The 14,356-nt window shown below is 74.5% G+C and carries 10 protein-coding genes and 1 pseudogene; 3 read left to right on the forward strand and 8 right to left on the reverse strand.

The genetic code is table 11. The features are described 5' to 3' along the window. Window positions 1-41 precede the first annotated feature (41 nt). Entirely contained in the window at window positions 42-572 is a 531-nt protein-coding gene (gene ectA, locus ACWCXX_RS11805) for a diaminobutyrate acetyltransferase (protein WP_451126170.1), read from the reverse strand. Between the two features lie 339 nt (window positions 573-911). Next, window positions 912-2,018 carry a pyridoxal-phosphate-dependent aminotransferase family protein gene (locus tag ACWCXX_RS11810; protein ID WP_451126171.1) on the reverse strand — a complete coding sequence of 369 codons (1,107 nt, stop codon included), beginning with the start codon at window positions 2,016-2,018 and terminating at the stop codon, window positions 912-914. A 111-nt stretch (window positions 2,019-2,129) separates the two neighbouring features. On the opposite strand from ACWCXX_RS11810, the gene ACWCXX_RS11815 reads away from it, so the two are divergent. Next, on the forward strand, window positions 2,130-3,230 hold the full coding sequence (locus ACWCXX_RS11815; RefSeq protein ID WP_451126172.1) for an amidohydrolase family protein: 1,101 nt from the start codon (window positions 2,130-2,132) through the stop codon (window positions 3,228-3,230). 325 nt (window positions 3,231-3,555) lie between these two features. Then, window positions 3,556-4,698, forward strand: a complete 1,143-nt coding sequence (locus ACWCXX_RS11820) for an SCO1860 family LAETG-anchored protein (protein WP_451126173.1) — start codon at window positions 3,556-3,558, stop codon at window positions 4,696-4,698. Between the two features lie 171 nt (window positions 4,699-4,869). Here ACWCXX_RS11820 and cobC read toward each other — a convergent pair. Beyond that, window positions 4,870-6,616: pseudogene (gene cobC, locus ACWCXX_RS11825) on the reverse strand (Rv2231c family pyridoxal phosphate-dependent protein CobC). Between the two features lie 177 nt (window positions 6,617-6,793). Here cobC and ACWCXX_RS11830 point away from each other — a divergent pair. Next, entirely contained in the window at window positions 6,794-7,516 is a 723-nt protein-coding gene (locus ACWCXX_RS11830) for a ZIP family metal transporter (protein ID WP_451126174.1), read from the forward strand. Between the two features lie 67 nt (window positions 7,517-7,583). Here the strand turns inward: ACWCXX_RS11830 and ACWCXX_RS11835 are convergent, their stop codons facing one another. The 5 genes from ACWCXX_RS11835 to ACWCXX_RS11855 all read right to left on the reverse strand — a co-directional run bounded on the left by ACWCXX_RS11835 (window position 7,584) and on the right by ACWCXX_RS11855 (window position 14,282). After that, entirely contained in the window at window positions 7,584-8,963 is a 1,380-nt protein-coding gene (locus ACWCXX_RS11835) for a cobyrinate a,c-diamide synthase (RefSeq protein ID WP_451126175.1), read from the reverse strand. Between the two features lie 10 nt (window positions 8,964-8,973). After that, window positions 8,974-9,573, reverse strand: a complete 600-nt coding sequence (gene cobO / locus ACWCXX_RS11840; protein WP_451126176.1) for a cob(I)yrinic acid a,c-diamide adenosyltransferase — start codon at window positions 9,571-9,573, stop codon at window positions 8,974-8,976. Next, the gene (locus ACWCXX_RS11845) at window positions 9,573-11,591 is read right to left on the reverse strand and encodes a putative cobaltochelatase (RefSeq protein WP_451126177.1); all 2,019 of its coding nucleotides are present in this window, start codon (window positions 11,589-11,591) and stop codon (window positions 9,573-9,575) included. The genes cobO and ACWCXX_RS11845 overlap by 1 nt, the downstream gene beginning before the upstream one ends. Window positions 11,592-11,715: 124 nt before the next feature. Continuing rightward, window positions 11,716-13,242, reverse strand: a complete 1,527-nt coding sequence (locus ACWCXX_RS11850; RefSeq protein ID WP_451126178.1) for a cobyric acid synthase — start codon at window positions 13,240-13,242, stop codon at window positions 11,716-11,718. Continuing rightward, window positions 13,239-14,282, reverse strand: a complete 1,044-nt coding sequence (locus ACWCXX_RS11855; RefSeq protein WP_451126237.1) for a cobalamin biosynthesis protein — start codon at window positions 14,280-14,282, stop codon at window positions 13,239-13,241. Before ACWCXX_RS11855 ends, ACWCXX_RS11850 begins: the two co-directional genes overlap by 4 nt. Between the last annotated feature and the right edge of the window lie 74 nt (window positions 14,283-14,356).

Consider the following 14,356-nt stretch of genomic DNA (forward strand, 5'->3'; position numbering starts at 1 on the left):
CACCCGGAGACGGCGGCGCCCGGAGGAGGCGGCGAGGGTGCTCAGGTGTGGAACGGGCCGATGCGGTACAGGACTTCGGGCAGGTGCGTTCCCTCGGGAAACAGTCCGCCGTCGAAGAGCACCTCGCGCTCCAGGGACACGTCGTGACGCTGCGCGTAGGAGGTGAACAGCCGGTCCGACGCGGTGTTGTCCGGGGTGACGGTCGTCTCGACCGATGCCAGCGGCTGCCCGGCGGCGACCCGGTAGGTCAACGCGTCCAGCAGCTTTCCCGCCAGTCCCTTCCCGCGGTGGCCGTGGTCGACGGCCACCTGCCAGACGACGAGCGTCCCGGGACGGTCCGGCCGGAGGTACCCCGTCACGAAGGCGACGGGCCCGCCGGTCTCGTCGCGGGCGACCACGGAGGTCGCCGCGAAGTCACGGCACCACAGCAGGTAGCTGTACGAGGAGTTGAGGTCCAGGACCTCGGAGTCGCGGGCGATGCGCCAGATCGCGGCCCCGTCCTCCACTCGTGGGGTGTCGATGGTGATGAATTCGCTTCGGGCACGTGCAAAATCTGCTGGTGCGGCGGTCATGTGAATTCAATTTACCCAGCAAATTCCCGGATTGCATCGACGTAAAGGGTTGGGCGGGATGGTCGTTTGTGTTATCACGCGGGCGCGTGCCCCGGCGCGACCCGGCTGCACTTTATTATGGTTTGGGCGCTATTTATCAGGCATAACGGTCGCGCTGTGGAGTAGGTCACATGGTTGTAACTCCCGGGCGCCGCAGCGGAATTGTGTGGTCCGGACCCGTTCCTGGGCTCCGGAAACTCGGGTGTTTAGGGTCGGGGAAACCGGGCAGAAGAATGCGGGGAGCTGCCCTGGATAAAGCAGCTCCCCGCATTTGTGGAATAGCTGGGCACCGGCCCGAATTTATTCGCTCGGCCAGGTTTCCGAAACGGCCTTGTGGGCAGCTTCGAAGTCGACCTGCCGGCCCGCATCGGCCAGCGCCGCCCCCAGAGCCGCGAGCGAGGAGAGCACCGCGCCCCGCGTCGCATCCACGCCGTAGTGATTGACCCGGATCATCTCCTTGGACAGCGCGCCCCCGCCCGCGATCAGCGGCAGCGAGGGGTCGGCCGCGAGCGCCCGCGCGACCAGCTCCGCGGCGTCGACGCCCTCGGGGGCACGCAGCGTCGTGGCGACCGGCGCCGCCTCCGCGGCCTCGTGCACGTACGGCGACAGCCCGCCGCCGAGCGCCACCGCACCCGCCCGGGTCGCCGCCGCGGCGGCGGTGTGGCGGGCCATCAGCGTGGTCAGGCCCTCGGCCTCGATCCGCTCCACACAGGCTTCGAGCGCCAGCATCTCCAGCTGGGCGGGGGCGTGCAGCAGCGCCTTGCGGCCGCCGTCGATCCAGCGCTCCTTCCAGTCCAGCAGGGAGAGGTACGAGCGGCGCGGGGCCCGGGGGTTGGCGGCGATCCGCTCCCAGGCCCGGTCGCTCACCGACACCGCGGACACCCCGGCCGGCCCGCCCATCGCCTTCTGCGCCCCGATCACGCACAGGTCGACGCCCCACGCGTCCGGCAGCAGCGGCTCGGCGCCCACCGACGCGACGGCGTCCAGCATGAACAGCGCCCCGTGCGCCCGGACCACCTCGCCGATCCCGGCGACCGGGTTGGTGTTGCCGGTCGCCGCCTCCGCGTGGACCAGGGAGACGAAGTCGATCTCCGGGTGCTCGTCCAGCGCCCGTGCGACCTGGTCGGCGGTGACCGCGGTGTGGAAGGGGACCGCCAGGTCGATCACCTCGGCGCCGCAGTCCCGCAGCCAGTTCCCGAAGGTCTGCCCGTACGGCCCGGTGACGACGTTCAGCGCGGTCGAGCCGGGCCGGGCGGCGCCCCGGATACAGCCTTCGAGGGGGAGCAGCGCCTCGCCCTGCATGATGACGACGTCCTGCTCGGTGGCGAGGAGGCCGGCCACCCGCTGCTCGATGGCCGCGAAGCGCGCGGCGGTGAGCGGGGCGAGGTCGAGGAAGGGGTGCGTCACGGTGGTGCTCTCTTCGGATCGGGTCGGGCCGGTGCGCGGCTGCGGCGTACGGGCGGTGCTTCCGTCGAAGCGTACCCAGGGCCCCGCGCACCGCCTCGTACAGTGCTGCCCATGAGTGATCACAAGGCATCGCAGGTGCTGCACGTGAAGGGGCGGGTGCTCGTCGGGCCCGAGGAGGTGCGGGACGAGCTCTGGGTGGTCGACGGGCGGATCTCCTACGGGAGGCCGGCCGGTGCGGACGGGGCGGTGACCGTCACCGGCTGGGTGCTGCCGGGCCTGGTCGACGCCCACTGTCACGTCGGGCTCGACCACCACGGCGCCGTGGACGCGGCGATCAGTGAGAAGCAGGCCCTCGCCGACCGGGAGGCGGGCGCGCTGCTGCTGCGGGACGCGGGCTCACCGGCCGACACCCGGTGGATCGACGACCGCGAGGACCTGCCGAAGATCATCAGGGCCGGGCGGCACATCGCCAGGCCCCGCCGGTACACCCGGAACTACGCCCACGAGATCGAGCCGGACGAACTGGTCGCCCACGTCGCGCAGGAGGCGCGCCGCGGCGACGGCTGGGTGAAGCTCGTCGGCGACTGGATCGACCGGGAGGTGGGGGACCTGACCGCCCTCTGGCCGCGCGAGGCGGTCGGGGCGGCCATCGCCGAGGCGCACCGGCTCGGCGCCCGGGTCACCGCGCACTGCTTCGCCGAGGACTCGCTGCGCGATCTCGTCGAGGCCGGGATCGACTGCATCGAGCACGCCACCGGGCTCACCGAGGACACCATTCCGCTCTTCGCCGAGCGCGGGGTGGCGATCGTCCCCACCCTGGTCAACATCGCCACGTTCCCCTCGCTCGCGGCGGGCGGCGAGGCCAAGTTCCCCCGCTGGGCGGACCACATGCGGCGGCTGCACGAGCGGCGTCACGACACGGTGCGCGCCGCGTACGACGCGGGCATCCCGGTCTTCGTCGGCACCGACGCGGGCGGTGTGCTCGCCCACGGCCTGGTGGCCGACGAGGTCGCCGAGCTGGTGAAGGCCGGCATTCCGGCCCTGGACGCGCTGTCCGCGACGACCTGGGGCGCGCGGCAGTGGCTGGGACGGCCGGCGCTGGAGGAGGGCGCTCCGGCGGACCTGGTGGTGTACGACGAGGACCCGCGGGCGGACGTGCGGGTGCTGGCGGCGCCGCGACGGGTGGTGCTCAACGGGCGGATCATCGGCTGAGGCGGTGCCCCGCCGGCCGGGGCGCGCCGTGTTGACGGGCAGTTACCGACGTTCCACCGGATCGTTGAAACACTTCTGCGCGCGCTCCGGAGCGGTCGGCCCCGATGCCGTTCGCGCTCGGCGGAACGGGTGATGCGAGGAGAGCGAACGTACCGAGATATTCGAATACAGGCACGGAAACCCCCCTTTGGGGTGAACTCGCTTCAGGTATCCGCAAGTTCACTCTTCGTGCGTAAAGCTTTCGGGGTCGAGGCCACCGGAGCTCTCGATGTCCCCCATTGGAGGGCACCGGTGGCTCCATGTCTCTTGTGGGGGTTCCACCATCTTGAACAGCAACACCTTCCGCCTGGCCGCCCTGGCGGTCGCCGCCGCTCCCGTCGCCCTGCTGGTCGCCGCCCCGGCGCACGCCGGTGGCGCGGCCACCAGGACCACCGGTGACGGGAAGGCGAGCGCGGTCGTGCTCCGTACCGCACTCGACGTCTCGCTCCTGAACAAGACGATCGACGTGCCGCTCAGGGCCACGCTCAACGAGGTGCAGGCGCCCGCCAGCGCCGGGAAGACCGCGCTGAGCGTGCGGCTCGACGGAGTGGAGGGCGGCCGGCCGGTCAGCGTGCTCAGCGCCGACGTGGCCACCTCGCGGGCGACCGTCGACAAGCGCCGGGCCGAGGGCTACAGCAATGTGGCGAAGGCCCGGGTCCACGTGCCGGGCCTGCCGGCGCTGTCGCTCGTCGAGGTCGAGAAGGTCACGTCCAGGGCGGTCTGCGAGGCGGGCCGCAAGCCGGTCGCCGAGTCGAACGTCCTGGGGCACGTGTCGGTGCTCGGCAAGCGCATCGAGCTCACCGCGAGCGGCACCACCCGGGTCGAGGTCCCGGGCGTCGGGGACGTGACCCTGGACCTGTCGCGGACCAGCACCACCTCGAACACCGCCGCGGCGACCGCCCTGCGGCTGAAGGTCTCCGTCAACCCGCTCAAACTGAACGTCGCCGACGTGCAGGGCGAGGTCACGCTCGTCGAGGCGACCTGCCGGACGCCGCACACCACCGACCCGGGCGGCAGCAACGGGGGCACGAGCAACGGCGGCACGAGCAACGGGGGCTCCGACAACGGGGGCTCCGGCAACGGCGGTTCGGACAGCGGCGGTTCGAACGGCGGTGGTTCCACCGACGGCGGCACGAGCGGTGGCGGTTCCGACAACGGCGGTACGAGCAACGGGGGTTCCAGCGGCAGCGGCGGCTCCGACGACGGGGGCGCCTCCGGCAGCGGCGGGAGCACGACCGGCACCACGAGCGGCACCACCGGCGGCGACGTGAAGCCCCAGACCGGCACCGGCCGTGAACCGGCCACCGGCGGGGACCTCGCGGAGACCGGCAGCAGCTCCACGACGCCGTACATCGCGGGCGGCGCGGCCGTGCTGCTCGCGGCGGGCGCGGGGGCGACGGTCCTGGCCAGGCGCCGCGCCCGGAGCTGACCCTGCCAAGACCCGGGGCGCCCGGAGCCGGTCCCGCACCGGCGCCGGGGGAGGGAGCGGGGAGCGGTGTCCCGTCGTGCGGACGCCGCTCCCCGCGGACGCGTACGAGCCATGGGGCCGGGTACGGGACACCGCTTCCCGCGAATATGCCCCGCCCGGCGGGGCGTCCCGTCAGTGGACGGGCGAGCCCAGCGACTGCAACGCCTGGTCGAACGCCTGGAGGAAACGATTGGTCGTGACCCGGTCGCGCACCGCCAGCCGCAGCCAGTCGGGGCCGAGCCCGGGAAACGTGTCACCACGCCGCGCCGCGAACCCCAGTCCCCGCAACCGCTCCCGGACCTCGACGGCCCGGTCCAGCCGCACCAGGACGAACGGTCCCTCGGCCGGTTCCATGACCCGCGCCTCGGTGAACTCCCGGAGACCCGCGACGAGATGGGCCCGGTCCACCGCGATCCGCTCCGCGGCGCAGGCCGCCTCCGCCAGGGCCCGCGGCTCCACGCACGCCTCGGCCGCCGCCAGCGCCGGGGACGACACCGGCCACAGCGGCTGGGCCTCCTCCAGGGCGCGAACGGTCTCGGGGGCGGCCAGCACGTACCCGATCCGCAGCCCCGCGAGCCCCCAGGTCTTGGTGAGGCTCCGCAGCACCACGAGGCCCGGGACGTCCGTGCGCCCGCACAGCGCCTCGCGCTCGCCCGGCACCGCGTCCATGAACGCCTCGTCGACCACCAACGTCCGCCCGGGACGGGCCAGTCGCTCGACGACGGCCGCCGGATGCAGCACCGAGGTGGGGTTGGTCGGATTGCCGATCACCACCAGATCCGCGTCCTCGGGCACGGCCGACGGGTCCAGCCGGAAACCGTCCTCGGCCCGCAGCAGCACCCGCCCCACCTCGTGCCCGGCCGCGCGCAGTGCCGCCTCCGGCTCGGTGAACTGAGGATGGACCACGACCGGACGGCGGGCCGGCAGGGCCCGTGCGATCAGGACGAACGCCTCCGCCGCACCCGCCGTCAGCAACACCCGCTCCACGGGCAGTCCGTGCCGGGCCGCCACCGCCGCCCGCGCCGCGCGGCCGTCCGGGTAGGCGGCGAGCGCGTCCAGCGACGCGGCTATCCGGGCCTTCAGCCAGGCCGGGGGAGTGCCGGCCCGTACGTTGACGGCGAGATCGGTCAGATCCCGGCCCCGTCCCCGGACTTCCAGGTCACCGTGGTGCCGCAGATCGTGCGCGCCCGCGCCTGCCGCGTCGGGACTTTCAGTGGGAGTGTGCATGACCGCCGTGGGGGATGGTGGTGACGGCCGGAGTCGTCGGGAGGGAAGTGCGGCCGGGATGGTGGCCCCACGCCGTCCTCGAACGGGGTTCCGGTGGAAAGGGAGTACGGCAGAACGACTATGCGCCCGGCACCCGGCTTCACGCAACGGTCGGGGTCACACGTCACACCGGCACCGCGGGTGCACCGGCTGCGTGAGCGGGACCGGCTGCGTACGGCCGAGGTTTTCAGGGGCCGGTCGCGCCGCCCCGTAACTCCTCGGCGTCGCCGGCCGGACGGGCCGGACCGCGGCGCGCCACCGCGCAGGTCGCCATCGCCGCCCGCCCCGCGGGCGCCGACTTCCGCTTCGGCACGAGGAGCTCGCCCCCCGTGACGAGCGCGGCGGCCTCCGCCACGGACGGCGTCCCGACGGCGGCCAGTGGTGCGCCGGACGGACCGGGGACCACGACCCGGGCCAACTCGTCGGCCGGGTAAATCCGCAGCGGCACGCCGAGCCGTACGGCCGCCTCCACGATCCCCGGCTCGTCCGCCTTCGCGTCCACGGTCGCCAGCTCCACGACGTCCGACGGCGAGAGCCCGGCCCCGCGCAGGGCCTCCCGGACCAGATCCAGGACCTCGTCGGCCGGCACGCCCCGGGACGCGCCGACTCCCACGACGAGCCGCGCATCCGCCCGCGCATCCGGCCGCGTGGCCGTCGTCCGGGCTTCCGTTCCGGTCCCGGGCACAGGACGGGCTCCTTCCGGGAGGGCGGGCTCCCGCCGGGAAACGCGGGAAACGGGGGAGGGACGGCCGGGATGCGCGGACCGGGGCCGATCGGCTAGCAAGAGCGCATGGCGGTGTTCGTCGCGCTCGGCGCGTTCCTGATGACCCTGGTGGGCGGCTGGGTCGCCCAACGCGTCACCGACCGCCGCCACCTGGTGCTCGGCTTCGCCGGCGGACTGATGCTCGGCGTGGTCGGCCTGGACCTGCTGCCGGAGGCGATCGGGGCCGCGGGCGAACCCGTCTTCGGCGTCCCGGCGGCCCTCCTGCTGTTCGTGACCGGCTTCCTCGTCGCCCACCTCGTGGAACGGCTGCTGGCCGTGCGCCGGGCGGCACACGGCGCGGGCGAGGAGCGGGTGCCGCAGGTCGGACTCACCGCGGCGGCGGCGATGGTCGGCCACAGCCTGATGGACGGCATCGCGCTCGGCGCCGCCTTCCAGGTGGGCGCGGGCATGGGCGCCGCCGTCGCCCTCGCCGTGATCACGCACGACTTCGCCGACGGCTTCAACACCTACACGATCACCAGCCTGTACGGGAACGCCCGCCGCAAGGCCCTGATCATGCTGTTCGCCGACGCAGCGGCACCGCTCGTGGGCGCGGCGACGACCCTGGTGTTCACCCTTCCGGAGCAACTGCTCGGCTGCTATCTCGGCTTCTTCGGCGGCGCCCTGCTCTACCTCGCCGCCGCCGAGATCCTGCCCGAGGCGCACCACGCGCACCCGGCCCGCTCCACACTGCTGTGCACGGTCGCCGGAGTGGGCTTCATCTGGCTGGTGGTGGGCATCGCGGGCTGACCGCCGCACCGCTTCCGGATGTCCCGCCGCCTCCGGACGCCTCACGACCCCACGCCCCGGCCGTGGTTCATCCTCCGCACCGCTCGACGAACCGGCGGGCCGTACCGGGCACCGAGGCCCAGTGCGTGTGCAGATAGCTCGCGTGCACGCCCTGCCGCACGAAACCCTCGACGCGCCGCTCGGGCTGGTGCATGCCCCACGCCGGAACGGGCCCGGCACCCGGTTCCAGCACGGTCCGGTGGAACTCGTGCCCGCGCACCCGGGTGCCGGGCGCGGCCAGCACGCTGTCGGAGACCGCCACCGCCTCCCGGTAACCGAGCGTCAGCCGCTCGGACATCCGCGCGTCGGCGTCGAGGACCCCGCACATCGGCAGCCCGTCGAGCGAACGCGCCAGATACAGCAGCCCCGCGCACTCGGCGGCCACCGGCGCCCCGGACGCCACCAGTTCGACCACCGACCGGCGCAGCGCCGCGTTGGCGGACAGCTCCGAGGCGTACACCTCGGGGAACCCGCCGCCGATGACCAGCCCCCGCGTCCCCTCGGGCAGCGCCTCGTCCCGCAGCGGGTCGAACGGCACGACCTCGGCCCCGGCGGCGGTGAGCAGTTCGGTGTGCTCGGCGTAGGAGAAGGTGAAGGCCGCACCCGAGGCGACGGCGACCCTCCTCGGCCCCGCCCGGTCCCCGGCGGGCGGCGCGACGGCCCCCCCGCAGGCGGCCACCTCCGCCACCGCGTCCCACACCTCGCCGCCCACCGGCGGCGCGGTCCCGGCCAGCGCCATCAGCGCGTCCAGGTCGCACCCGGCCACCACCTGCGCCCGCATCGCCTCGACCGCGTCCACCGCGTCGCCCCGCCGCTCCGCCACCGGGACCAGACCCAGATGGCGGGAGGGCACGGCCAGCTGCCCGGCCCGCCGCAGCACCCCCAGCACCGGCACGCCGGACTCCTCCAGCGCCTCCCGCAACAACATCTCGTGGCGCTGGGAGCCGACCTTGTTCAGGATCACCCCGCCGAGCCGCACCCGCGGGTCCCACGAGGCGAAACCGTGCACCAGCGCGGCCACGGAACGCGACTGCGACGACGCGTCGACGACCAGCACCACGGGCGCCCGCAGGAGCTTGGCGACCTGGGCGGTCGACGCCAGCTCGCCCTGCCCCGACGCACCGTCGTACAGCCCCATCACCCCCTCGACCACCGCCAGGTCGCAGCCCCGCGCCCCGTGCGCGAACAGCGGCGCGATCCGGTCGGGGCCGCACATGTAGGCGTCCAGGTTGCGCCCCGGCCGCCCCGTGGCCAGCGTGTGGTAGCCGGGATCGATGTAGTCGGGCCCGACCTTGTGCGCGGACACGGCGAGACCCCGCCCGGCGAAGGCGGCCATCAGCCCCGTGGCCACGGTGGTCTTGCCGCTGCCCGACGAGGGCGCGGCGATCACCAGACGAGGAATGTTCACTGCCGGCCCCTCACCATTCGATGCCCCGCTGGCCCTTCTGACCGGCGTCCATCGGGTGCTTGACCTTCGACATCTCGGTCACCAGGTCCGCCGCGTCCAGCAGCTCCTGCGGCGCGTTGCGCCCGGTGACGACCACGTGCTGCGTACCGGGACGGGACCGCAGCACCTCGACCACCTCGGCGGTGTCGACCCAGCCCCAGTGCATCGGGTAAGCGAACTCGTCGAGCACGTACAGCCGGTACGTCTCGGCGGCCAGGTCGCGCTTGACCTGCTCCCAGCCCTCGCGCGCCGCCTCCTCGTTGTCCAGCTGGCCGTCGCGCTGCACCCACGACCAGCCCTCGCCCATCTTGTGCCAGACGACGGACCCGCCCTCGCCGCTCGCCCCGAGGGCCTTCAGCGCGTTCTCCTCGCCGACCTTCCACTTGGCCGACTTGACGAACTGGAACACCCCGATCGGCCAGCCCTGGTTCCAGGCGCGCAGCGCCAGCCCGAAGGCCGCCGTCGACTTCCCCTTGCCGACGCCGGTGTGCACCATCAGCAGCGGGCGGTTGCGGCGCTGACGGGTGGTGAGCCCGTCGTCGGGCACGGTGGTCGGTTGTCCCTGCGGCATCAAGCAGCCCTCCTGTTGGTTTCCTGAACGTCCTTGACGAGCCCGGCGATCGAGTCGGCCCGCAGCTCGTCGAGCGTGACCGCGGTGCCCCCGAGCTCGCGCGCGAGGACCCCCGCGAGACCGAGCCGCACCGGCCCCGACTCGCAGTCCACGACGACGGACGCGACACCCTGCGCCTCGTGCAGCCGGGCCGCCCGCGAGGCCAGCGCCACCGGGTCGGGGCCCCCGGTCGCCCGCCCGTCGGTCACCACGACCAGCAGCGGCCGGCGCGACGGATCGCGCAACCGCTCCACCCGCAGCACCTCGTGGGCCTTCAGCAGCCCGGCCGCGACCGGGGTGCGCCCCCCGGTCGGCAGCAGCTCCAGCCGTGCCGCCGCCGCGTCCACCGAAGACGTCGGCGGCAGCGCCACCTCGGCCTCCCGGCCCCGGAAGGTGACCAGCCCGACCTTGTCCCGCCGCTGGTACGCGTCCAGCAGCAGCGAGAGCACCGCGCCCTTCACCGCGCTCATCCGCTGCCGGGCGGCCATCGACCCGGAGGCGTCCACCACGAAGAGCACGAGATTGCCCTCGCGCCCCTCCCGCGTCGCCTGCCGCAGATCGTCCCGCCGCACCACCAGCCCCGGCCCCGACCGCCCGCGCGCCCGCTGGTGCGGGGCGGCGGCCAGCACGGTCGCCGTCAGATGAAGCTTGGTCAGGGCGCCCCGCGGCTGCCGGGAACCGGTCGTGCGCCCGTGCTCGGTACGCGCCCGGGACCGCCTTCCTGCCGCACCCTCGCCCAGACCGGGCACGCTCAGCATCCGGGTACGGAACGGCTCGGTGGCGCCCACCGGCTGCTGCTCCCCGCCCCCGGAGGGACGGCCCTGCTCCTGCCCCCGGCCCTGTTCGGGTACGGACGGGGCGGGCGTGTCGGCGGCCTCGCCCTCGGGCTGCGGCGGCGCGTCGGGGCCGCCGTCGCGCGGGGGACGGCCGCCACCACCGGGGCCGTCCGGGTCCGGGTCCTCGTCCCCGCCGCCGTTCTGCTCCAGCGTGTCGTCGAGCTTGTCCTCGTCCAGACCCGGCGCGTCGAACGGGTTGCGCCTGCGGCGGTGGGGGAGCGCGAGCAGGGCGGCCTGCCGCACGTCCTCGGCCAGCACGTCCGTGCGCCCCGCCCACGCGGCCAGCGCGGTGGCGGTCCGTGCCATGACGATGTCCGCACGCATCCCGTCGACCTCGAAGGCCGCGCACGTCGCCGCGATCTGCCGCAACGCCCCGTCCCCGAGCCGCACTTCGGGCAGCAGCGCCCGCGCGGCGGCGATCCGGGCCCGCAGGGCGTCCTCCTCGTCGGCCCACTCGGCGGCGAAACCCGCCGGGTCGGCGTCGTACGCCAGGCGCCGCCGCACCACCTCGACCCGTCGGTCGGTCTCGCGGGACGCGGCGACCTCGACGGTCAGCCCGAACCGGTCGAGCAACTGCGGGCGCAGCTCGCCCTCCTCGGGGTTCATCGTGCCGACGAGCAGGAACCGCGCGGCATGCCGTACGGAGACGCCCTCGCGCTCCACGTACGAGGCACCCATGGCGGCGGCGTCGAGCAGGACGTCGACCAGGTGGTCGTGGAGCAGGTTCACCTCGTCGACGTACAGGATGCCCCGGTTCGCGGCGGCCAGCAGACCGGGCTCGAACGCCTTGACGCCCTCGGCGAGCGCCCGCTCGATGTCGAGCGCCCCGACCAGCCGGTCCTCGGACGCGCCGACGGGCAGCTCCACCATCCGGGCGCCCCGCGACACGCCGTTCCCGGCCTCGTGCGGCCCGTCCGGACACGCCGGGTCGGGCGACGCCGGGTCGCACGAGAAACGGCACCCGGGGACCACGGGGACGTCCGGCACGAGCGCGGCGAGCGCCCGTACGGCGGTGGACTTGGCGGTGCCCTTCTCACCCCGCACCAGCACCCCGCCGATGGCGGGCGATACGGCGTTCAGCAGCAGCCCGAGCCGGAGATCGTCCTGTCCGACGACGGCGGTGAAGGGGTACGGCGTACTCACGGTGCCTCCTTGGGGGAACGAGGGGGTGGCGGTCCCGCCGGTGTCCGGGGGGCCGGGGCGGTGGCCCGGACCGGCGGCAGCGGCCCCGCCCCGGACGCTCCCGGCACGGTGCCCGAAGGGGTGTTCATGTGCGCGCCCCGGGTGCCGCGGGCGCGCCGGGAGGAAGGAAGGGCAGCCCCGACGGCGCACCCGACTCGATGAGCCGCAGCAGCGCGTCGGTGTCCGCGTACTCCTCGACGAGGTCGCCGAGACGGTCGAGCTGCTCCTCCCGCAGCGCGCCGAAGACGGTGTCGGGGGCGGGGACGAAACGCCGGCCCGCGGCCCGCGCGACCTCGGCCAGGAAACGGCGGCGGAACGCGTCGCTCTCCAGCGAGCCGTGCCAGTGCGTGCCCCACACGGCGCCGACCCGGCACCCGTCCAGGAACGCCTCCCCGCCGCGCACGTCCGCGACGCCGTGGTGGATCTCGTACCCCTCGACGGGTGCGCCGAGCGCCTCGCCGACGGGGCGGGCGAGGGTCTTCTCGCGGTCGAAGCGGACGCGCACGGGCAGCAGTCCCAGGCCCTCGACCCGTCCCGCCCGGGACTCCACCTCGTCCTCGATGCGCTCGCCGAGAACCTGGAAGCCGCCGCAGATGCCGAGCACCGGCAGCCCTTCGGCCGCGCGCCGCACCAGCGCGTCGGCGAGGCCGCGTTCGCGCAGCCAGGCCAGCGCCTTCACGGTGCCGCGGGTTCCCGGCACCACGACGAGGTCGGCGTCGGACAGCTCCTCGGCCCGGTCCACGAACCGGACGACGACGCCGGGTTCGGCGGCCAGCGCGTCCACGTCGGTGAAGTTCGACATCAGGGGCACCGCGCACACCGCGACGCGCAGCACGTCCTCGCCGTGCGGCGGGGCGACGACCGACTCGCGCACGGCGCCGCGCAGCGAGACCCGCAGGCCGTCCTCCTCGTCGATGCCGAGGCCGTGGGCGAAGGGCAGCACCCCGTACGTCCGCCGCCCGGTGATGTCCCGCAGCATCTCCAGGCCCGGCTCCAGCAGCGACACGTCGCCGCGGAACTTGTTCACCAGGTAACCCGCGATCAGCGACTGGTCCTCGGGGGCCAGCAGCGCCGTCGTGCCGAAGAACGAGGCGAAGACACCGCCGCGGTCGATGTCGCCGACCACCACCACGGGGAAGCCCGCCGCCCGCGCGACGCCCATGTTCACGATGTCGGTGCGCCGCAGATTGATCTCGGCCGGGCTGCCCGCCCCTTCGCAGATCACCGCGTCGTACGTGCCCCGGAGCTGCTCCAGGCAGTCCACGACCGTGGAGAGCAGCGCCTGCTGCCGGCCACCGTGGTAGCCGCGGGCGCTCATCTCGCCGACCGGCTTCCCCATCAGGACGACCTGGCTGGAGCGGTCGCTGCCCGGCTTGAGCAGGACCGGGTTCATCAGCGCGGTCGGCTCCACCCGGGCGGCCTGGGACTGCATGGCCTGGGCGCGCCCGATCTCGGCGCCCTCGCGGGTGACGAACGAGTTCAGCGACATGTTCTGCGCCTTGAAGGGCGCCACCTTCACGCCCCGGCGCACGAGCCAGCGGCAGATGCCCGCGGTGACGACGCTCTTGCCCGCGTCGGAGGTGGTTCCGGCGATCAGCAGTCCGCCGCTCATGGGTTTCTCCGTCCTGGGGTACGAGGTCCTGGGGTGCGAGGCTCCGGCGTGCGGGGTCCTGCCGTGTCCGTCCCGGCCGTTCGCCGCCCCGCGATCCGCCGGGCGGCGAACGACACGCCCAGCCGGCCCGCCACGCACAGGCCCAGGGCCAGCGCGCCCACCCGGCGCGACAGCCGTACCGCGCGCTCGATGTCCGCGGTCTCCACCGCCCGCCCGGCCTCCCCGTTGAGCACGGGACGGTGCTCGACCCGGCCGCCGTACGCGAGGGTTCCGCCGAGCCGTACGCCGAGCGCGCCCGCGAACGCGGCCTCCACAGGGCCCGCGTTGGGGCTCGGGTGCCGGTCGGCATCGGACCGCCAGGCCCGTGCCGCCGCGCCCGGCCGGCCTCCCGCGGCCACGGCGAGCAGGGCGGTGAGCCGGGCGCCGGGCCAGCCCGCGAGGTCGTCGAGACGGGCCGAGGCCCAGCCGTAGCGCCGGTACCGGGGCGACTTGTGGCCGACCATGGCGTCCAGGGTGTTGACGGCCCGGAAACCGGCCAGTCCGGGCACCCCGCCCAGCGCACCCCACACCAGGGCGCCGACCACGGCGTCCGAGGTGTTCTCGGCCACGGACTCCACCACGGCGCGGGCGATCTGCGGCCCGTCGAGGGACTGCGGGTCGCGCCCGCACAGATGCGGCAGCCGCTCGCGGGCCCGCTCGATGTCACCGGCCGCCAGGGCGTCGCCGATGGCCCGCGCCTCGCGTCCCAGGGAGGTGCCGCCGACGACGGACCAGGTGGTGGCGGCGGTCAGTACGACGGATGCGGCGGGGCGGTCGCGCAGGGCGCGGGCGACCAGCGCGGCACCACCCGCGGCGCCCCCGGCGCAGACGAGGGTGTGCAGCGCGCCCCACCCGCGGTGGTCGTGCCACAGACGGCGCTCGACACCCGCCGCGGCCCGCCCGAACACGGCCACCGGATGCCCCCTGCGGGGGTCACCGAGCAGCAGGTCGCCGAGCAGACCGGCGGCGGCGCCGTACGCGAAGACGCGGTCGGCTCGCACGCTCAACCGGCCGTCGTGCCTCGAAGGATCGCGGTACGGGCGGCTCTCGGCGAGAGCGCCACGACAACGGACGC

Source organism: Streptomyces sp. NPDC001732 (assembly GCF_053596315.1).